The organism is Anaerobacillus sp. 63XJN7_4_ISO-PGPR-S23-413 (assembly GCF_056173725.1).
This window is the reverse complement of sequence record NZ_CM149688.1, coordinates 452,232-471,268: the sequence shown is the minus strand read 5'-3', so window position 1 is coordinate 471,268 and position 19,037 is coordinate 452,232. Positions and strand designations below refer to the sequence as shown.

Annotated in this window: 20 protein-coding genes; 3 read left to right on the top strand and 17 right to left on the bottom strand. The window is 40.1% G+C overall.

What is annotated here, in order from left to right; all coding sequences use genetic code 11:
* Nucleotides 1–6: 6 nt before the first annotated feature.
* The 7 genes from perR to AC0VYO_RS02555 form a co-directional block, all read right to left on the bottom strand.
* On the bottom strand, nucleotides 7–441 hold the full coding sequence (perR, locus tag AC0VYO_RS02585; RefSeq protein WP_194220070.1) for a peroxide-responsive transcriptional repressor PerR: 435 nt from the start codon (nucleotides 439–441) through the stop codon (nucleotides 7–9).
* A 109-nt stretch (nucleotides 442–550) separates the two neighbouring features.
* Nucleotides 551–1,105, bottom strand: coding sequence for a cob(I)yrinic acid a,c-diamide adenosyltransferase (locus tag AC0VYO_RS02580; protein WP_283153066.1), 555 nt, complete (start codon nucleotides 1,103–1,105; stop codon nucleotides 551–553).
* Between the two features lie 2 nt (nucleotides 1,106–1,107).
* Nucleotides 1,108–2,058, bottom strand: coding sequence for a D-2-hydroxyacid dehydrogenase (locus tag AC0VYO_RS02575; protein ID WP_475368366.1), 951 nt, complete (start codon nucleotides 2,056–2,058; stop codon nucleotides 1,108–1,110).
* Between the two features lie 203 nt (nucleotides 2,059–2,261).
* Complete coding sequence (gene bcp, locus AC0VYO_RS02570) at nucleotides 2,262–2,732, bottom strand: thioredoxin-dependent thiol peroxidase (protein ID WP_226616553.1); 471 nt, start codon at nucleotides 2,730–2,732, stop codon at nucleotides 2,262–2,264.
* 53 nt (nucleotides 2,733–2,785) lie between these two features.
* On the bottom strand, nucleotides 2,786–3,217 hold the full coding sequence (locus AC0VYO_RS02565) for an ion channel (RefSeq protein ID WP_430241492.1): 432 nt from the start codon (nucleotides 3,215–3,217) through the stop codon (nucleotides 2,786–2,788).
* Nucleotides 3,218–3,269: 52 nt separating this feature from the next.
* The gene (locus AC0VYO_RS02560) at nucleotides 3,270–3,908 is read right to left on the bottom strand and encodes a class F sortase (protein WP_475366470.1); all 639 of its coding nucleotides are present in this window, start codon (nucleotides 3,906–3,908) and stop codon (nucleotides 3,270–3,272) included.
* Between the two features lie 24 nt (nucleotides 3,909–3,932).
* Nucleotides 3,933–4,739: a DUF4397 domain-containing protein gene (locus AC0VYO_RS02555; protein WP_430241496.1), complete on the bottom strand. Its 807-nt coding sequence runs from the start codon at nucleotides 4,737–4,739 to the stop codon at nucleotides 3,933–3,935.
* A 168-nt stretch (nucleotides 4,740–4,907) separates the two neighbouring features.
* Between AC0VYO_RS02555 and AC0VYO_RS02550 the strand changes: the two genes are divergently transcribed.
* Nucleotides 4,908–5,453, top strand: a complete 546-nt coding sequence (locus tag AC0VYO_RS02550; protein WP_475368365.1) for an RNA polymerase sigma factor — start codon at nucleotides 4,908–4,910, stop codon at nucleotides 5,451–5,453.
* A 40-nt stretch (nucleotides 5,454–5,493) separates the two neighbouring features.
* On the opposite strand, the gene AC0VYO_RS02545 is transcribed toward AC0VYO_RS02550, so the two are convergent.
* Genes AC0VYO_RS02545 through AC0VYO_RS02535 form a run of 3 tightly spaced genes read right to left on the bottom strand, consistent with a single transcriptional unit; the run spans nucleotide 5,494 to nucleotide 8,080 of the window.
* Nucleotides 5,494–6,279, bottom strand: a complete 786-nt coding sequence (locus tag AC0VYO_RS02545) for an ABC transporter permease (protein ID WP_194220078.1) — start codon at nucleotides 6,277–6,279, stop codon at nucleotides 5,494–5,496.
* A gap of 3 nt (nucleotides 6,280–6,282) precedes the next feature.
* Nucleotides 6,283–7,074, bottom strand: a complete 792-nt coding sequence (locus AC0VYO_RS02540) for an ABC transporter permease (RefSeq protein WP_194220079.1) — start codon at nucleotides 7,072–7,074, stop codon at nucleotides 6,283–6,285.
* Nucleotides 7,067–8,080, bottom strand: coding sequence for an ABC transporter ATP-binding protein (locus AC0VYO_RS02535; protein WP_194220080.1), 1,014 nt, complete (start codon nucleotides 8,078–8,080; stop codon nucleotides 7,067–7,069). The genes AC0VYO_RS02540 and AC0VYO_RS02535 overlap by 8 nt, the downstream gene beginning before the upstream one ends.
* 152 nt (nucleotides 8,081–8,232) lie before the next feature.
* Here AC0VYO_RS02535 and AC0VYO_RS02530 point away from each other — a divergent pair, with 152 nt between their 5' ends.
* On the top strand, nucleotides 8,233–9,522 hold the full coding sequence (locus AC0VYO_RS02530; RefSeq protein WP_194220081.1) for a glutamate-1-semialdehyde 2,1-aminomutase: 1,290 nt from the start codon (nucleotides 8,233–8,235) through the stop codon (nucleotides 9,520–9,522).
* 178 nt (nucleotides 9,523–9,700) lie between these two features.
* Nucleotides 9,701–10,783, top strand: coding sequence for an FUSC family protein (locus tag AC0VYO_RS02525; RefSeq protein ID WP_226616546.1), 1,083 nt, complete (start codon nucleotides 9,701–9,703; stop codon nucleotides 10,781–10,783).
* A gap of 27 nt (nucleotides 10,784–10,810) precedes the next feature.
* Here the strand turns inward: AC0VYO_RS02525 and nikC are convergent, their stop codons facing one another.
* From nikC to ntdP, 7 genes are all read right to left on the bottom strand, one after another.
* Complete coding sequence (gene nikC / locus AC0VYO_RS02520; protein WP_194220083.1) at nucleotides 10,811–11,710, bottom strand: nickel transporter permease; 900 nt, start codon at nucleotides 11,708–11,710, stop codon at nucleotides 10,811–10,813.
* Nucleotides 11,711–11,724: 14 nt separating this feature from the next.
* A complete protein-coding gene (locus AC0VYO_RS02515; RefSeq protein WP_226616545.1) occupies nucleotides 11,725–12,729 on the bottom strand; it encodes an ABC transporter permease in 1,005 nt (334 codons plus the stop codon).
* Between the two features lie 107 nt (nucleotides 12,730–12,836).
* Nucleotides 12,837–14,450 carry an ABC transporter substrate-binding protein gene (locus AC0VYO_RS02510; protein ID WP_475368364.1) on the bottom strand — a complete coding sequence of 538 codons (1,614 nt, stop codon included), beginning with the start codon at nucleotides 14,448–14,450 and terminating at the stop codon, nucleotides 12,837–12,839.
* A gap of 28 nt (nucleotides 14,451–14,478) precedes the next feature.
* Nucleotides 14,479–15,459 carry an ABC transporter ATP-binding protein gene (locus tag AC0VYO_RS02505; RefSeq protein WP_194220086.1) on the bottom strand — a complete coding sequence of 327 codons (981 nt, stop codon included), beginning with the start codon at nucleotides 15,457–15,459 and terminating at the stop codon, nucleotides 14,479–14,481.
* 14 nt (nucleotides 15,460–15,473) lie between these two features.
* Nucleotides 15,474–16,478, bottom strand: a complete 1,005-nt coding sequence (locus tag AC0VYO_RS02500; RefSeq protein WP_283153071.1) for an ABC transporter ATP-binding protein — start codon at nucleotides 16,476–16,478, stop codon at nucleotides 15,474–15,476.
* Between the two features lie 188 nt (nucleotides 16,479–16,666).
* Nucleotides 16,667–18,385 carry an ABC transporter ATP-binding protein gene (locus tag AC0VYO_RS02495; RefSeq protein ID WP_475368363.1) on the bottom strand — a complete coding sequence of 573 codons (1,719 nt, stop codon included), beginning with the start codon at nucleotides 18,383–18,385 and terminating at the stop codon, nucleotides 16,667–16,669.
* A 100-nt stretch (nucleotides 18,386–18,485) separates the two neighbouring features.
* Nucleotides 18,486–19,013: a nucleoside tri-diphosphate phosphatase gene (gene ntdP / locus AC0VYO_RS02490; RefSeq protein WP_226616541.1), complete on the bottom strand. Its 528-nt coding sequence runs from the start codon at nucleotides 19,011–19,013 to the stop codon at nucleotides 18,486–18,488.
* Nucleotides 19,014–19,037: the final 24 nt, after the last annotated feature.

Genomic DNA, 19,037 nt, shown 5'->3' with positions numbered 1-19,037 from the left:
TTTAAATTAGTGTTTGCTTTGCTGGCAATCTGGACATTTTCCGTAAATCTCCATTCTGTGATCACCGACTCGGAAGCCTGTTACCTGTTCCGCAAGCGTTTCTACTTCGTCCAATCCCGGATAATGAAAGTCTACAATCTTACCACAATCATCACAGATAATATGATAATGATCTGTTGTGACACAATCAAATCGGCTGGAAGCATCTCCGTACGTTAATTCTTTCACCAATCCAATTTCCTTAAATACTCTCAAGTTATTATAAACTGTAGCTACACTCATATTAGGAAATTTTCCTTCAAGAGACTTATAGATCTCATCTGCTGTAGGATGTGACATGGACTGGATTAAATGCTCCAGAATGGCATGACGCTGCGGGGTAATACGCACTCCTGAATTTTTCATAGCATCAATTGCTTCATGCAGTTTTTCTTCAGCCATTCGTCATGCACCTCGCTTTCAACAAGCATTCTTACTTTGTAATGTTTATAATTAGTGTACATGGAGAAAGAGGGTTTTGTCAATAATGACAAGCTTATAGGCCTCTTTCTTATTTGTGCTCTTGATGAAGGATCGACTCATTCTCCCCCATATGGTAGTTAATGAAACGAGCTGCTACAAATAAAAAGTCAGAGAGACGGTTTAAGAAAGAAAGGACAAGAGGATTTGCGTCTTCTACCATTGTCGTAAGACGCTCCGCGCGACGGACAATCGTACGCGCCACATGTAAGCAAGCTCCTGCTGAGTGTCCACCTGGCAATACAAAGTTCCTGAGAGGTTCAAGCTGCTGCTCCCAGCTGTCGATTTGGTTTTCCATTTCATTAATATGCGATTCTTCAATAGTCCATCCTACTTTTTTCCCTTTAGGTGTAGCAAGCTCTGCTCCCACATGGAAAAGCCACGTTTGTATTTTATGAAAAATGGACCCCCATTCTTCTTTACCATCGAAGTTCGTAGCCCCAATATAACTTAGAGCAAGTCCGATCTGGGAATTGGCTTCATCACAAGTTCCGTATGCCTCGACTCGAATATCGTTTTTAGACACCCGTTGCCCATAAACGAGAGAGGTTTCTCCTTTATCGCCTGTCTTCGTATAAATTTTCACTATTAATACCCCCTATCCGGATCAATGACATTCTTCAAGTCATTCGTTCCTTTTTGATATTGAATTAAGTTATGCTCAAATATTTCAATCGCTCTAGGTTGATAATTGTCAGAGATAGCTGAATGGTGCGGCGTAACCGTTACATTTTCCATCTCCCAAAATGGGTGTGACGAATCAAGTGGTTCATCTTTAAACACATCCAATACAGCATGGGCAATTTGATGTTCATTTAGTGCGTCAATCAAACACTGCTCATCTACAGTATCTCCTCTGCCAATATTAATAAATACCCCAGATTCTTTCATGGCTGCAAATTGTTCTTTCGTAAAATAATTTGCCGTTTCACTCGTACTAGGCAGCACACTTACCACGTAGTCACATTTCGGTAGCATTGATAAAAGTTCTTCATTATTATATATCACATCAAAATGGTCTACTTCATGTCCAGATCGATTGACTCCTAGCGTTTTCATTCGAAATGCTTTCGCCACTCTTGCAATCTCACTGCCAATGGCACCAGTACCAACAACCCCTATCGAGCTACCAGTAATTTCTCGTATAGGCGTTTTTTTCTTCCAGATCTTTGAGGATTCATTTGCTAGCACTTGTTTTGTATCCCTCGCTACTTGAAGCATAACAGATAATGTATATTCAGCCATCGGAATGCTATGGATGCCCCGTGCATTTGTTACGAGAATACCTCTTTCTTTAATAGCCTGAAATGGCATTCTTTCAAGTCCAGCAGATAGGACCATTATCCATTTAAGGTGAGAAGCTTTCTGAATTAACTCTGCGTTCAGGTCCTCTCCATATGTAAGAAGAATTTCTGCATCAGCAAGTTTAGGCTCCGCTTCTTGCATTGATTGATAAAAATGAAACGTTACGTCTGGATATGTTTCTCTAAGGCGCTCTTTAATATTTGTCTTCAGTTTCCCCGTTGATAGTACCTGCATTATTTCACCACTCTCCATTTATTTAACCTTTCTTCATGTATTAAGTATAGCTGAATGACCAATATGACTTAAACAAAACAACCTCTTCGAAACATCGCTAACAAAAAAAGAGCGCATAATGCGCTCTCAACTGAAGATATGATCTACTATACTCTATGTTGCAAACATCTAATGGTATAGTCTTTTGTCCCGCAGACAAAGGCTTATGATAAGTTTTCTTTAATGTAACCTAGTGCAGATTCCACATGCTCTTTAACGCGAACTTTCCGCCACTCTTTTACAAGGGTTCCTTCTTTGTCTATAACAAAGGTAGAACGAACAATCCCCATGTATTCTTTGCCGAAGTTCTTCTTTAACTGCCATACATCATATGCTTCTGCAGCAGAATGATCTTCATCTGCTAGGAGAAGGAACGGAAGGTCATACTTATCAATAAATTTTTTGTGTTTCTCGACTGGGTCTGGACTTACTCCCAAGATAACCGTATCCAGTTCTTCGAATCCTTCAATATGATCTCGAAAATCACATGCCTCTGTCGTACAGCCAGGCGTCATATCTTTTGGATAAAAATAAAGCACAACATTTTTTCCTTTATAGTCTGAAAGAGACACAGTCTCACCAGTGCTTGCTTCTAACTTAAAATCTGGAGCTTTTTGACCAATTTCAACACTCATTTTTACGCCTCCTTAAATCTTCTTAAGATAAGCGTAACGAAATTCATTCGAACTTACAACTTGGGGCTTTCACGATAGTCAACGATGGTCGTGACAAAAAATGCGGCTGGCATTAAGTAACCGATTAACGCCTCAAAAATCGCAATCCATCTTCCAACTCCAATTGGAGTAAGATCTCCATAGCCAACCGATAGAAGCGTAACCGCACTGAAATAAAGGACAGATTGAACTCTTGTAAACGGTGTTAATGTCATATCCGCAAGATCCATTTGACCTTCTTGAAGTACAGGAATATCAAGGATAATGAGGCTTAAATACATACTCCCAAAAGCGATAATCATCGTTAAATAAACAAGGAACAGTAGAAACATCTTATAAACAGACAGGAGACTACCAGGCACTCTCGTTCTTTTCATAAGAGCTACCATACTTCTCCCAACACTAATAAGGGCAAGAATAATAGCACAAGTAATCAATAAGAGCATTAGTAAACACCTCATAATAGGTTTATGAGGTGTTCGTTGAATTTAGGACGAACTATTCTGAAACAAGTGTCGTGTAGACAACCATCCGCTCCTCGTGTGTTCCTGCATCTCGATCAAATGTCCCTGTACAAGTAATTAAATTGAGGCTTGATTTAGAACTTGTTCCAAATACTTTCTCGAGTGGCGCTTTATTTCTAGGATAAGACTCAACAGCATGCACCTCAAAATCATACGCCAATCCATGTTCATCCGTAACTGTAACGAGATCTCCAGCTTCTAAATCTCCAAGGTGAAAGAACACCGATGGTCCAGTTTTGTTATCAACGTGACCGGCAAGGACGGCATTTCCTCTTTCACCAGGTTTCGCTCCAGGCTGATACCATCCAACGTTACGTTCATCTTTGGGCACATCCATTTGCCCATCTGTTAATTGGCCCACATGCTCCACTTTTGCGTCTACATTAATAGCTGGAATGGATAATTGGGCTGGAATGATTCCTACTAAAGCAGGTTCAACGGATTCGTTACTCTTAGATGAAGAAGATGCTGTTAAATCTGGAGCAGAGATCAGATGTGTTTCCTCATTATTAGGTAAAACTTCTTTCATTTCATCTGATTGATTAGAAGAAGAGGAGCAGCCTGCCGCTGCTCCTAAAAGTAACATACTTAATAAAAGCTTTTTAAACGGCATATGCGCTCCTCCTTCTACCTTGATTTAAGCTGTTTGCTTCTTACGAAGATAAATTCCAGTTCCTGCTGCTAGAATAGCTCCTCCAAGAAGTGCCCATGCAACTGTATGAGACTGATCAGCTGTACCACCCATACCTGTTTGGGGCATGTCTGAAGGCATATTTGTCGCATCAACCATCGGCCATGCTTCAAGAGTTGGTTCACCTTCTACAAGACCTACCGCATAAACAGAGTAAACATAGCCTTCTTTTAATTCAACACCAGGAATCTCAAGAACAACGTCTTCAGAACCTGCTGGTCGAACTTCAAGATCAACAGTCATAGGATCAACTTCAGCGTAGTCTGACGTTGATTTAAATGCTACATCTGAGAATAGAACGTCTCCGTCTTTAACGGCTACATCTACATTAGGTGCATCTGGAGACGCATGTACAACCCTTACTTTTGCTTTTCCTTTAGAAGCTTCCATATCATCGCTTAGCGCCCAAAGGGAGATGCTATCTAGCGTACCTACTGCAGCAGCAGAATACTTCATGCCTTCTTCAAGCGTCACTGACTGACTGATAACCGGCTCGCCTTCTCCATTCTCACCAGCTGGGAATACTTCAATTTCGTGATCTCCTGCAGGAAGAGCCATGTATTCTGTCGCCTGTTTATATTCAGCACCTTCTACAACTGCCTCACCATCTACATAAACATCAACTGCAGGTGCATCTGGAGACGCATGAATCACTCGTACCATTGCTTCATGATTATCTGCGAATGCCGTACCACCAATAATCCCAAACATCATAACCATCGCAACTGCGGCTGCCATAAACTTCCTAAGCATTCAATCCGCTCCCTTTATTTAATTTTTGTTATACTTTTGTATAACCTTTGTTCATTAACTAATACGACAAAATATTTGCAATCGGATCACTTTTTTACACTTTCATTGTTTTTATTTCGAATTCAAGGGAATAAAGCTACTAGCAAAGCTCGGAGGAGGAACTTATTAATGAGTAAAGGCAATTATGCGATTGCTTACTGGGAAAGTGGAAATGAAGATCATTTCAAAATTTTTTGTGTAGAAAACCACCAGACTCTTTTACGAATCGCCCGTCGCATTGTAAATGACCAGCAAATTGCCGAAGAGATCGTTCAGGATGTTTATTTGGAAGTTTGGAATAAGCGAAGTCAATTCGAGCCTGATAAAGGCAAACTCTCCTCATGGGTTAACCAGATCACACGAAACCGAGCTATTGATCGGATTAAGAAAGAGCAGCGTAATTTTAAAGAAACAGTCGTTGAAGATCACCAGTTGGTCGATAAAGAACTTTATATTCAAGATGACTTTGGAAACAGAGATATGATAGATGGAGCCTTAAATACTTTGAATACAGAACAAAAAGAAATTCTTAAACTCATCTACTTAGAGGGTTATAGTCAAGCAGAAGTAGCTTCCAAAAAGAAGATTCCCCTTGGAACAGTGAAAAGTCGCGTTAGGCTTGGTATGAAAAAATTAAAAGAAACGATCGATTTATCATTATTAGAACCTGTCTAATCATAAACAAAAAGTCCAGAGGGAGATCCCTCTGGACTTTTTAGTTACCTGCGCCCCTGTATTTCGTGACGCCAATATTCCACATAAAGATGGCGAACCCAAAAAACGCAACTCCCATAACAGGTGTAAGAAAGGCATAACCATACCATTCTTCACGACCTAAGAAATAAGCTGATGGATACACTCCTACAAAAGCAAATGGTAAGATCCACGTTAATACAAAGCGAATCACTTTATTATAAATATCCACTGGGTATCTCCCATAGTTCCCGATATTGTACATCATTGGCATAATACTTGTTCTGCTATCAGACCAAAAGCTAATGCTTGCTAGTAGAATAAAAATACCTGCATACACAAATGCCCCACCTAAAACCATAAAGAGAAATACAATAGGATCGTACCAGGACATACTTAGATCAAGTCGACTCCCCGCATAAACCATAACAGCGATTCCTGTGATAACCCCAAATAAAGATTCAAGCTCCATTCGTTCTAAAATAATCTGAAATAAACTATGAACGGGTCTTGTTAGAATCCGATCCATTTCACCCTTAACAATATACCGCTCGTTAAAGTCCCAAATGTTAAAAAATGCTCCGAAGATAGCAAAAGGAACGAGGAAAAATCCATAGATAAAGATGATTTCATCCTTCGACCAGCCGCTAAGCATATTTGTATGCCCAAACACGACAAGTATAAAAATCAAATTAACTGCCTGAAACAATAAGTCAGACATAATTTCCATTAGCATATCTACACGATAAGTTAATCTCGTTTTCATATATTGCGAGACATATAGAAAGAAAATACTAGCATGCTTCATTTGTCACCCTCCCTGCACAATCAAGCGTTTTTTGGCAATTACCCATAGCGCTTGAATTGGAAGAATCAAAATAACCGCCCAGACAAGCTGGAAAAGAATCGCTTCCCAAACCGCACTTCCAGTAAAACCTTCTGTGAAAATCATACTTGGAATATAGCTAATGGCTTGGAACGGTAGAAAGTCCATGACATTCTGTGCCCAACCTGGATAGAAACTAATTGGAAGTAATAACCCTGAGAACAAATCAATCACAACGCGCTTTGCTCGAATCAGTCCATCGTTGTTAAAGAAGAAAAAGGTCATAACGCCTGTCAGCAGATTAATTTGAGTATTAACAATAAAACTTAGAATAATTGCTACCATAAAGAACAACCATGTCGACAGAGCAGCCGAAAATTCAATCGGGAAAATGAGGCTAACAATAATCATCCCTGGAATTGAGAAGAAGCTTAATCTAAAAATCCCTTCTCCAAGCCCCTGCATCGTCTTCATTATTAAATAATGATAGGGGCGTATAAATTCAACTGCCACCTTACCCTCTTTAATCTCCTGAGCGATTTCTCGATCAATATTATTAAAATAGAAAGCTCTTGCCATCCATGCAACAGCAACATATGTTGTCATTTGAATAACAGATAATCCTTCAATTTCCCCTTTTCCACCGTAAATCGCATTCCATAGAAAGTAGTAAGCGCCAATGTTAATGCTGTAAATTAAAATTCCGCTATAATAGTTCGTCCGATAGGCAAGCATCATTAAGAAGCGGACGCGAATCATCTCAATGTACTTACCCATTACGCATGCCCTCTTCATAGATATTTCGAATAATCTCTTCAGTCGAAATTTCATGAATCTTAATATCCGTAATCCTGTTTGCTGCTACGACTCTCCCAATTACTTCGGAAATGACATGCTCTTCATTCACTACATTCGCGATCCACACATTCTCGCGATCACCTTTTGTCCATTCTGCTTCAAGTTCCTTCAATAAAGGTTGAAGTTGTTCACCACTAACCTGTTCACCAAATTGAAATTCAATTTGCTTCCCTTCTCCCCAATTAGAACGAAGCTTTGCAAGCTTGCCATCATATATAATCTGGCCTTCATCTAGCATAACAACCCGATCACATAACGCTTCAATATCCGTAAGATCATGAGTCGTAAGTAAAATCGTTGTCTTATACTTCTCATTAATCTCTTTTAAGAAATTACGGATCTTTAATTTAACTAGCACATCAAGTCCAATTGTCGGTTCATCTAGAAATAGAAGCTTAGGGTTATGAAGAAGAGCTGCGGCTAACTCACACCTCATACGCTGGCCAAGCGATAATTTCCGAACCGGTTTATCAAGTAAAGGACCAATATCTAGAGACTCAATTACATGATTCATATGCTCGTTATAAACATCATCTGGTACGTTATAGACTTTTTTAAGCAAACGAAATGATTCTTGTACGGCAATGTCCCACCACAATTGAGATCGTTGCCCAAATACAACTCCAATGGATCGAACAAACTTCTCTCGTTCTTTATGTGGATCCATTCCATTTACACGAACAGTTCCAGAAGTGGGCGTTAGAATACCCGTTAGCATTTTGATACTCGTCGACTTCCCGGCTCCATTTTCTCCAATATAACCTACCATTTCACCTTCATTAATGGTAAAAGAAATATCTTTAACAGCCGAGATAACCTTATAATTACGCGTAAAAAGATCTCGAAATGCTCCTTTTAAACCAGAACGACTCGAGTGAGATTTAAAATCTTTACGCAGTTCCTGTACATCAATCACTTTTTCCATACGTCTTCCTCCTTTTAACACACCAACTTAGTTTACAAGAGCAGCTTGTAATAAACAATATTTGAGCTTTCACTTAAGCGGCAAGAGTGTTTCGTTACACTCTAGTCATGCTACAATGGAGTTTGATGAACAAGCATTACAAGGAGGTCAACATGAATTTCACGAAATCAGAACAACATCATAAAGAATCACTCGATATTATGCTAGGTGGCGTCAACAGTCCATCTCGCTCATACAAAGGCGTTGGAGGAGGCACTCCTGTCTTTATGGAAACAGCTAAAGGTCCTTATTTCTGGGATGTCGATGGTAACAAATACATAGACTACCTTGCAGCATACGGCCCTATCATCACTGGTCATGCGCATCCACATATTACTAAGGCCATCACAACAGCAGCTGAGAACGGCGTGTTATACGGTACACCAACCGTCTTAGAAAATCGATTCGGTTCGATGCTTCAAGAAGCCATCCCTTCTCTAGAGCGCGTTCGATTTGTGAACTCTGGTACGGAAGCAGTAATGACAACGATACGCGTAGCTAGAGCCTACACAGGTCGCAACAAGATTGTGAAATTTGCTGGCTGCTATCATGGACACTCTGATCTTGTGCTAGTTGCCGCCGGTTCTGGTCCCGCTACCCTTGGAAGTCCTGACTCAGCGGGTGTCCCAAAAAGCATCGCTAGAGAAGTTATCACCGTACCATTTAATGACATTGAAGCTTATAAAGAAGCAATGGAGAAATGGGGAGATGAAGTAGCCGGAGTTCTCGTTGAACCGATTGTTGGGAATTTCGGAATTGTTGAACCTGAGGAAGGTTTCCTTGAAAAAGTAAATGAGATCACACATCAATATGGGGCGCTCGTTATTTATGATGAAGTTATCACTGCATTCCGCTTTATGTATGGTGGTGCCCAAAACTTACTTAATGTTGAACCGGATATGACGGCACTAGGAAAAATCATTGGTGGTGGCCTTCCAATCGGCGCATACGGTGGGAAACGCGAGATTATGGAACACGTTGCACCACTTGGTCCAGCTTATCAAGCTGGGACAATGGCAGGTAATCCAGCCTCTATCTCAGCCGGTATTGCGTGTCTTGAAGTTCTTCAAGAAGAGGGCGTCTATGATCATTTAGACAAACTTGGAGAACGTCTTGAGAAGGGAATCCTCCTTCATGCACAGGAAGCTGGTATCCAAATTACAATCAATCGTCTCCGAGGAGCTTTAACTGTCTACTTTAATAACGAGAAGGTTATTAATTACAAACAAGCTGAAGACTCCGATGGAGAGAAATTCGCCCGCTTCTTTAAACTAATGCTCAATGAAGGTATCAACCTTGCCCCTTCTAAATATGAAGCATGGTTCTTAACAACAGAACACACAGAAAAAGATATCGATGATACGCTTGAAGCAGTAAAGCGCGTCTTTCATCAAATGGCTTAGCGAAAAGACAGAATGAAGTTCCTTCATTCTGTCTTTTCTACTATCTTTGTTATTATTGAAAATAGGGCTTGCTATCCTGACCATTCCGATGTATAACTAGAACGTCTCATATGTTTAAAAGAGGAAATAGAGGATACTCTCTATACTAAAAGTACTCGACGAAAGGACTTACAATAGAATGAAGTTTGGTGCCCGTATTTTTAAAACAGGGCTAGCGATTACTCTCGCACTTTATATTGCAACATGGCTTGGACTCGAGCCTCCGACCTTTGCTGGCGTAGCTGCATTATTTGCCATTCAGCCGTCGATTTACAGATCTTATCAAACCGTTATTGATCAATTTCAATCCAATATTATTGGAGCCGTGCTTGCAGTTATACTCGTTCTGCTCTTTGGAAACCAGCCAATCGTAATTGGTCTAGGTGCGATCATCATTATCGCCATTAATATTAAATTGAAAATCGAAAGTACGATTCCACTCGCAATCGTAACTGTTATTTTAATCATGAATGCTCCTCAGGAGGAATTCATCACTTTTGCGACAAACCGATTCTTAGTCATTATGGTCGGTGTGATCAGTTCTTTCTTTGTGAACTTAGTTTTCGTGCCACCGAGATATGAAACGAAATTATTCCACAAAATTGTGAGCAATACAGAATATATTTCACAGTGGATCAGGCTTGCTACTAGAAACGATGCCGAACATAAAGTATTGAAAGAGAACTTAATTAAGTTGAAAGAAGATACAGTTAAAAGTGATCAGTATTTTCTTCTATACAAAGAAGAGCGTACGTACTTCAAACGCAGAGATTTTGTAAAAGCACGTAAGCTCGTCCTATTTAGACAGATGATTGCTACCACAGAAAAGTCACTTGCTATACTAAAAATGCTTGATCAACTTGATGTAAAGATTTTGATCATGCCTGACGAGGTCAGGAAGATGATTCAGACTCACCTCGATGAGCTAACAAATTATCACGAACGCATCCATTTAAAATATATCGGAAAAGTGAGGAACCAGTCTCCCGAGGAAATGTTAAACAATGTTGGATCTGGGGAGTCTACCTTAACCGAACGCTATGTTGACTTATACGAAAATGGCGAATGTAATCGCGAGCTTTGGATGACAATCTTCCCCTTAATCGGAATGATTATCGATTACCACGATCACCTTGAACACCTTGATTTACTTGTCGATAGCTTTCATTCCTATCACCAGGAAGAAAATGAAGTTGATATTCAGGAGCTTCATGCCAAATAAAAAAATCAGCCGATACGGCTGATTTTTTTATTTCTTCATTTTTGGATCAAGCGCATCTCGAAGACCATCACCAAGTAGGTTAAATCCAAGAACCGTTAGCATAATCGCAAGTCCCGGAAAGAATACAGTCCATGGTGCCTGAATAATATACGAACGTGAATCTGCAAGCATTTTCCCCCACTCAGGCTGTGGTGCCTGTGCACCAAGACCAAGAAAACTAAGGGCCGCTGCCTCCAGAATAGCCGTTGCAATTGCAAGTGTTCCTTGCACAATTATAGGTGCAAGTGAATTTGGCAATATATGATGAAAAATGATTCTTGAATCTTTCATCCCAACAGCTCTAGCCGCCATAACATACTCTTCCTGCTTCACACTTAACACCCTTGATCGAACAAGCCTTCCAAAGTTAGGAATATTAATAATCGCAATCGCGATAAGTGCATTTCTTAGCGATGGTCCTAGTACAGCAACAACAGCAATAGCAAGAAGAATACTTGGAAACGCAAGCATAATATCAAATATACGTGAAATAATCGTATCCACTAGCTTACCGTAATAACCTGCTACCATACCTAGTAAACTCCCTACCGCCGCTGAACCTAGTACAGCAAAAAAGCCAACCCATAAAGAAATTCTTGCCCCATAAATTATACGTGATAAAATATCGCGACCGAAATCATCGGTTCCAAACCAATGACTGGCTGATGGAGATTGAAGTCGTTCACCTAATTTTTGTTCGTTAATCCCTTCAGGAGCGATGACCCCTGCAAAGATCGCTAGAAGAATGAAAAAAAGTACAATCCCCATGCCGACCATCGCTAGCTTATTTCTCCTGAATCCTTTCCAGGCTTCACGCCATGGCGATAATACTTCTTCATCTGGTTGCTTTTGAACATTCACTTTTTTTTGCGGAGCAATTTCAGCCATCTTAGAAGCCCCCTTTAGTTGTATTTAATTCGAGGATCAATTGCAGCGTATAACAGATCGACAATGAGATTAATAAAAACAAAGATGACAGCAACGATGAGAATACCAGATTGAATCACTGGATAATCCCTGAAATTAATGGCGTCGTAAATATAACGACCGATTCCTGGCCAACCAAATATTGTTTCAGTAAGAATAGCTCCACCTAGTAAGAGACCCATTTGAAGTCCAATAACAGTAAGTACAGGAATAAATGCATTTTTTAATGAATGCTTGTACACAACCCAAAACATCTTTGTACCTTTTGCTCGAGCTGTTCGAACAAAATCTGAGCGCATAACCTCAAGCATACTTGAGCGTGTCATTCGAGCAATGATAGCCATCGGTATTGTTCCAAGAGCAATACCAGGTAGAATCAAATGCTTAACCACTTCTACAAATTGATCCATTCTTCCCTGAAGTAAGGTATCAATAAGATAAAGATGCGTGATAGCATCAACAGGGTTTCTCACATTTTCGCGACCCGTGGATGGTAGCCACCCAAGTTCAAGCGAGAATGCCCATTGTTCCATCAAACCAAGCCAGAAAACAGGCATCGACACACCGACTAGCGCAAGTACCATAGCCGTGTAATCGAACCAAGAGTTTTGAAACCATGCACTAATAATCCCTGCATTGACGCCAATAAAAATAGCTATAACCATCGCCACAAGCGACAGTTCAAGAGTAGCAGCAAGATATGGCCAAATTTCTCCACTAATATCTGAACTTGTTCGAAGAGATGTGCCTAAATCACCTGTAAACAAGTTTTTAATATAGTCGATATATTGTAGATACCACGGCTGATCAAGGCCAAGCTGTTTGGTTAAACTTTTTATCGCTTCCTCTGTTGCCTGTTGACCTAAAATGACCTGGGCAGGATCTCCAGGAATAGCTCGAATCATAAAGAACACAATAAGCGTCATTCCAAATAAAACCGGGATAAGCATTAGCAATCGTCTAACTGTATAAGCAAGCATCTACTCACCTCTTCTTCCATCTGTAAAATCACATGCCGTTCTATATGTATAAAACCAATTTATTTTGAAGAATAAAAGGGGAGTTCATCACTCCCCTTCTTTATTTCCTATTGAAGCGTTACTTTCGTTAGCTTGTCAGAACCAGTTGGATGCGGTGAGAATCCTTTAATTGTACTAGAGCCACCTAGTGCAGGCTTAGAGTGTACAAGAGGAATCCACGGTGCATCTTCATGGATGATTTCTTGAGCTTCTGCATAAATCTTATTACGCTCTTCTTCATCTGGAGTCGACTGTGCTTCGATTAGAAGATCATGAAGCTCCTGGTTTTCATAGTACGTATAGTTGTTGCTTCCAATGTTATCCTGATCAAGGAGTACATATAGGAAGTTATCAGCGTCACCATTATCCCCTGTCCAACCTAGCAAGAAGCTATCAGCTTCACCATTACGAGCTTTTTCAAGATAAGTTGCCCACTCGTACGATTTGATTTCAGCATCTACGCCAATTTCTGCGAAGCTTTTCTGAAGAACTTCTGCTACTTTTTGACCATCTGGCATATATGGACGTGGAACAGGCATTGCCCAAAGCTCCATTTCAAAACCATCTTCATAGCCAGCTTCTTTTAGAAGTTCCTTCGCTTTATCAAGATCATATTCATAACCTTCAATATCATCGTTATATCCACCGATTACCGGAGGCATTGGGTTTTTCGCTGGTTCAGCTTGTCCAGCATAGAAAGAATCGATAAGCGCTTGCTTGTCCACAGCGTGGTTCAGCGCCTGACGTACAAGCTTATCTTTTAATGGTCCACGATTTGTTGTCAATCCAACGTATCCAACGTTCATAGAAGGTCGGAAGAACGTTTGAAGATCGCCATTGTCTTCTACCTGCTGCACATCAGAAGGGTTAAGACCATCCATCAAATCGATTTCTCCAGCCATTAAGGCATTTAGACGTGCTGAGTTATCAGGAATCGCTCTGAAAATAACACTATCAAGTTTTGGATAACCATCCATCCAGTACTCTTCGTTTTTATTTAGAACGATTTTGTCATTTCTGTTCCACTGATCAAATACGAACGGACCAGTACCTACAGGATTTTCACCAAACTTATCGCCCTGCTTTTCAAGTGCATCAGGACTAGCAATCGCAAATGGAGACATCGCGATATTTTTTAAGAATGGCGCCTGTGGACGCTTCAATTTAAATTCAACTGTGTAATCGTCTTTCGCCGTTACACTTTCAATAACGTGCCCTTCATCACCTTTAAATCCACCGAACATGGATTTATAGTAATAGAAAGCTTCTTCATTCCCATTCATCCAACGTTCGAAGTTGTAAACAACGGCGTCTGCATTAAAGTCTGTACCGTCATGGAACTTCACGCCCTCACGAAGTGTGAAGGTATACGTCTTGCCATCATCAGAAACTTCCCACTCTGTTGCAAGTGCTTCCTGTACATCTGTGTTATCATCACCGTAATCAAGGAGAGTATCAAAGATGTTCTTTGTTACTTTAAATGATTCCCCGTCTGTAACAGATGCTGGATCAAGTGATACGGAGTCACCACCGCGACCAAAGATCAACGTTCCACCTGCTTCTTCGCCTCCTTCTCCGGAGTCTCCCCCACCATTGCCATTCGTTTCGTTAGATCCACCGCAACCGGCTAGACCGATCGAAAGAAGCAATACAAACATTAATGAAAAAATGGTCTTCTTCATGTTCTTCCCCCTTAGTCATGTGTGTGATTTATACATGGTCTTCTTCATACAGATGACACGCTGTATAGTGCCCAGGTTCTATCTCCCTAAATTCGGGAACTACGGAGCTGCACACGTCCATCGCCTTAGGACATCTTGTGTGAAAAGGACACCCTGATGGCGGATTAGATGGACTTGGTACATCTCCAGTAAGAATAATTCTGTCTTTCCCATATTCAGGATCTGGAACCGGCACCGCTGAAAGAAGAGCCTGTGTATACGGATGTTTTGAATCCAAATAGAGCTTTTCACTATCTGCCATTTCAACAATGCGCCCAAGGTACATCACTCCGACACGATCGCTAATATGACGAACAACTCCTAAATCATGAGCTATAAACAAATATGTTAGTCCAAGCTCTTTCTGAAGATCTTCTAAAAGATTTAATACTTGAGCTTGGATCGAAACATCAAGTGCTGAAACAGGTTCATCCGCGATAATTAACTTCGGATTAACTGCAAGTGCCCGTGCTATACCTATTCTTTGACGCTGTCCACCACTGAATTGGTGAGGATAACGTTTGGCATGGTAGGCACTAAGACCAACAATTTCAAGAAGTTCTCTTACCCTTTTTTTACGCTCTGCTTTATTACCAAGCTGATGAACGATAAGAGGTTCTTCGATAATTTTCTCAACTGTATGTCTCGGATTAAGCGATGCAAAAGGATCCTGAAACACCATTTGAATATCTTTTCTAAGGTGACGAAGATCCTTTTTGTTTAAACTGGTCATTTCTTTTCCATCAAAGAGAACTTCCCCTTCACTTGGCTCAAGAAGTCTCATCAACATACGACCAGTTGTAGACTTCCCACATCCACTTTCCCCAACTAACCCAAATGTTTCTCCTTTATGTAAGGTAAAGGTTACACCGTCCACAGCTTTCACTGTTCCTACCTGCTGTTTAAGTACGCCTCCCTGAATTGGGAAATGCTTCTTAAGCTGTTTTACTTCAAGTAATGCTTCTTGCAAAATAGGCGCCCCCTTTAGCTTTTCACATTCTCTAATATAGCTGCTTTTTTCTCGTCTTCATGAAGCCAGCACCTAGCCTGTTGTCCTGGTCCTGCATCTAATAACGTTGGATTCTCTTCATAGCATTTATCGAAAGCAAAACTACAACGCGGAGCAAAATGACATCCTTTATGAATCGAACCTGGTTTTGGCACATTTCCAGGGATAGAATACAGCCTGTCTTTTCGAACTCTCACATCAGGTACTGATTCGATTAACCCAATCGTATACGGATGCTTTGGATGCTGAAAAATATCACTTGTTTTTCCCTGCTCAACGATTTTGCCAGAGTACATAACAACAATACGATCACAAATTTCTGCGACTACACCCAGATCGTGTGTAATCATAATAATCGATGTATTAGTTTCTTGGTTCAATTTCTTCATGAGCTCTAGAATCTGAGCTTGAATCGTCACATCAAGAGCTGTTGTTGGCTCATCCGCAATGAGTACTTCTGGTTCACATGCCATCGCCATCGCAATCATAACGCGCTGCCGCATCCCCCCAGATAATTGATGAGGGTAATCATTCATAAGTTCTTCAGCCCTAGGAAGCCCAACTAGTTTAAGAATTGATATAGCATGCTCCCAGGATTTTTTCTTGTTCCATTTTTTATGTATTCGAATTCCTTCAACGAGCTGATTGCCGATTCTAAATACAGGATTAAGGGATGTCATCGGTTCCTGGAAGATCATTCCGATTTCATTTCCCCTTATTTTTCTCATCTCTTTCTCTGATTTCGTAAGAAGGTTTTCCCCTTTGTATGTAATTTCTCCTCCTACAACTTTTCCTGGAGCCTGAATAAGTTGCATAATGGACAATGAAGTCACACTCTTTCCAGAGCCAGACTCCCCAACAATCCCAAGTACTTCACCTTTATTTACATGAAAGTCAACGGAGTCTACTGCTGGAATCTCTCCATCATCAGTAAAAAAGTGCGTTTCTAATCCACTAACATTTAAAACTGGATGTTCCATACACTCACCCCTTTCCGTAAATTCTGAATTTTTTAATTAAACTAAAATCTGTTTATCATTATTACATTATTTTTGTTAGTTGGCAACGCTTATTGAGGTAATTTTCTGTCTTTTTTTGACGCTTTTACGCGATAATATGCATATTTAAACAAAAAAAGCACCTCAAAGAGATGCTTTTTGATGAATAACTATAAATTTTGTACTTGAAACAAATTATGGTAGGACCCTTTCCGTTTCATGAGCTCTTGGTGATTCCCGCTCTCTGAAATTTGGCCGTTTTCTACCACCACGATACGGTCAGCATGCGTCACTGTCGCTAGACGGTGTGCGACAATAAAGGTTGTGCGATCTTTCGCAAGTACTTCAAGCGCTTCTTGAATAAGATGTTCACTTTCAAGGTCAAGTGCTGACGTTGCTTCATCAAGAATTAAAATAGGCGGATTTTTAAGAAATACTCTTGCGATTGCAATCCGTTGTTTTTGTCCACCAGACAGCTTCACACCTCGTTCACCAACGGGCGTATCATATCCGTCTTGAAGGTTCATGATGAACTCATGAGCGTTAGCAGCCTTTGCAGCTTGTATAACTTCTTCTTCAGAGGCATTTGGATTCCCCATCATGATATTCATTCGAACGGATTCACTAAATAGGATGTTATCCTGAAGAACCATTCCAATGTTATCTCTCAAGCTTCTTGCTTCATAATCCCGTATGTCTGTACCGTCAATTAGAATACTCCCACCCGTCACATCATAGAAACGTGGAATTAAGCTGACAAGTGAGGATTTACCGCCACCGCTCATTCCTACAAGCGCAATGGTTTCTCCAGCACGTACATTAAGATCAATTCCTTTTAGAACAGGTAGATCCTCTTCATTATATTTAAATGAAACATGTTCAAATTGGATATTTCCTCGAACATCGTTTAACTTTTTTGCATCTTTTCTATCTACAATATCGTATTTTTCATCGACAAATTCAAATACACGATCCATTGATGCAATGGCTTGGGTTAATGTGGTAGACGAATTCACCAATCTTCTTAAAGGACTATAAAGCCGGTCCATATAAGTCACAAACGCAACCATTTCACCGATTTGGAGTCCACCCGAAATCACAAGATACGCAGAAAAGGCGATAACAATAAGAGGAGCTACATCCGTAATCGTATTAACGACAGCAAACGTTTTGGCATTCCACCTTGTATGATCAAGTGCTCGTTCTAAGAAATTCGTATTTCTTTTGTTAAATTGCTCTTGTTCATAATCTTCTAAGGCAAAACTTCGAATCACAGACATCCCTTGAACTCGTTCATGAAGATGACCTTGAACTTCTGCAAGTGCCTGTGAGCGATCCTTTGTTAAATCACGAAGACGCTTATAGAAAAATTTAACTGACAGTCCATACAGAGGAAGAAGAACAATTGCTGCAAGCGTTAGCCAAACATTCATAAATGATAATATACCGATAATGATGACGATGGTAATGAGATCAAGCCAAACATTCATCATCCCAGTAATTACAAATGTTTTTGTTTGCTCCACATCATTTATTACTCTTGAGATGATTTCCCCTGCTTTGTTATTAGAGTAAAACTTCAAACTTAATTGTTGGATATGAGAAAATAATTTATCTCGTATATCATACAGAATCTTACTTCCAATCCACTGAGCATAATACTGACGGAAGTATTCTACCGGTGGTCTGACAACGACGAATAGAAAGAAAGCTCCTCCCATCAACCAAAGAAGCTGCTCATACTTATCCCCAGCTGGCATTTCTGCATTGATAATGTCATCAATGACGTACTTTAAAATCAATGGAAGGAGAAGAGGAATACCAAACTTTAATATTCCAATTCCAATCGTTATCCCAATTTGTTTTTTATACGGTCTTACAAAGGTCATATACCTTTTTATACTACCCAGATGGCATCATCCTTTAGTTAATCACATGCTGTTTTTATATCATGCAAAAACCTGTTGAAAAACATTCAACAGGTTTTTCTTACCTATATTGAAGGAACTGTTCATACCACTGATCTACAAATCCAGGGGCAAACGGTCCTTTTCTTTGATGAATCCAGTTCATCAGTTCTTTTACATTTTGTTGTATAATACGATCGACTGCTTCGGGATAATTCATTTCTTCGCGGTGTGCTTCATACTCATCTTCATCTAATAACTTAAAAGTCATATCAGGATAGATCTTAATATCAAGATCGTAATCAATATACTTCAATGCTTCTTCATCGTAAGTAAATGGAGTACCTAAATTACAATAATAATATAGCCCATCTGTTCTGATCATTCCGATGACATTGAACCAGTGGTTTGCACTAAAGTAGCAAATCGCAGGTTCACGCGTTCTCCATTGTCTTCCATCAGCTTCAGTCACAAGAATGCGATCGTTTCCGCCGATTATTTCTTTGGATGTGCCTTTAAGTACGATGCTTTCTTCCCAAGTACGATGTAGCGTACCGCGATGTTTATAGCTTTGAATTTGAATTCTCGTCCCGGTCGTTGGGAAACTCATCTTCTTCTCCTTTCCTAAGAAATT

What these genes read in the sequence shown, in the direction of transcription:
- AC0VYO_RS02560 (WP_475366470.1), bottom strand. Translation starts at nt 3,908, where the DNA reads ATGCCGTTTAAAAAGCTTTTATTAAGTATGTTACTTTTAGGAGCAGCG.
- bcp (WP_226616553.1), bottom strand. Translation starts at nt 2,732, where the DNA reads ATGAGTGTTGAAATTGGTCAAAAAGCTCCAGATTTTAAGTTAGAAGCA.
- AC0VYO_RS02565 (WP_430241492.1), bottom strand. Translation starts at nt 3,217, where the DNA reads ATGCTCTTATTGATTACTTGTGCTATTATTCTTGCCCTTATTAGTGTT.
- AC0VYO_RS02545 (WP_194220078.1), bottom strand. Translation starts at nt 6,279, where the DNA reads ATGAAGCATGCTAGTATTTTCTTTCTATATGTCTCGCAATATATGAAA.
- ntdP (WP_226616541.1), bottom strand. Translation starts at nt 19,013, where the DNA reads ATGAGTTTCCCAACGACCGGGACGAGAATTCAAATTCAAAGCTATAAA.
- AC0VYO_RS02535 (WP_194220080.1), bottom strand. Translation starts at nt 8,080, where the DNA reads ATGGAAAAAGTGATTGATGTACAGGAACTGCGTAAAGATTTTAAATCT.
- AC0VYO_RS02525 (WP_226616546.1), top strand. Translation starts at nt 9,701, where the DNA reads ATGAAGTTTGGTGCCCGTATTTTTAAAACAGGGCTAGCGATTACTCTC.
- AC0VYO_RS02575 (WP_475368366.1), bottom strand. Translation starts at nt 2,058, where the DNA reads ATGCAGGTACTATCAACGGGGAAACTGAAGACAAATATTAAAGAGCGC.
- AC0VYO_RS02495 (WP_475368363.1), bottom strand. Translation starts at nt 18,385, where the DNA reads ATGACCTTTGTAAGACCGTATAAAAAACAAATTGGGATAACGATTGGA.
- AC0VYO_RS02510 (WP_475368364.1), bottom strand. Translation starts at nt 14,450, where the DNA reads ATGAAGAAGACCATTTTTTCATTAATGTTTGTATTGCTTCTTTCGATC.
- AC0VYO_RS02500 (WP_283153071.1), bottom strand. Translation starts at nt 16,478, where the DNA reads ATGGAACATCCAGTTTTAAATGTTAGTGGATTAGAAACGCACTTTTTT.
- AC0VYO_RS02555 (WP_430241496.1), bottom strand. Translation starts at nt 4,739, where the DNA reads ATGCTTAGGAAGTTTATGGCAGCCGCAGTTGCGATGGTTATGATGTTT.
- nikC (WP_194220083.1), bottom strand. Translation starts at nt 11,710, where the DNA reads ATGGCTGAAATTGCTCCGCAAAAAAAAGTGAATGTTCAAAAGCAACCA.
- AC0VYO_RS02515 (WP_226616545.1), bottom strand. Translation starts at nt 12,729, where the DNA reads ATGCTTGCTTATACAGTTAGACGATTGCTAATGCTTATCCCGGTTTTA.
- AC0VYO_RS02540 (WP_194220079.1), bottom strand. Translation starts at nt 7,074, where the DNA reads ATGGGTAAGTACATTGAGATGATTCGCGTCCGCTTCTTAATGATGCTT.
- AC0VYO_RS02530 (WP_194220081.1), top strand. Translation starts at nt 8,233, where the DNA reads ATGAATTTCACGAAATCAGAACAACATCATAAAGAATCACTCGATATT.
- AC0VYO_RS02550 (WP_475368365.1), top strand. Translation starts at nt 4,908, where the DNA reads ATGAGTAAAGGCAATTATGCGATTGCTTACTGGGAAAGTGGAAATGAA.
- perR (WP_194220070.1), bottom strand. Translation starts at nt 441, where the DNA reads ATGGCTGAAGAAAAACTGCATGAAGCAATTGATGCTATGAAAAATTCA.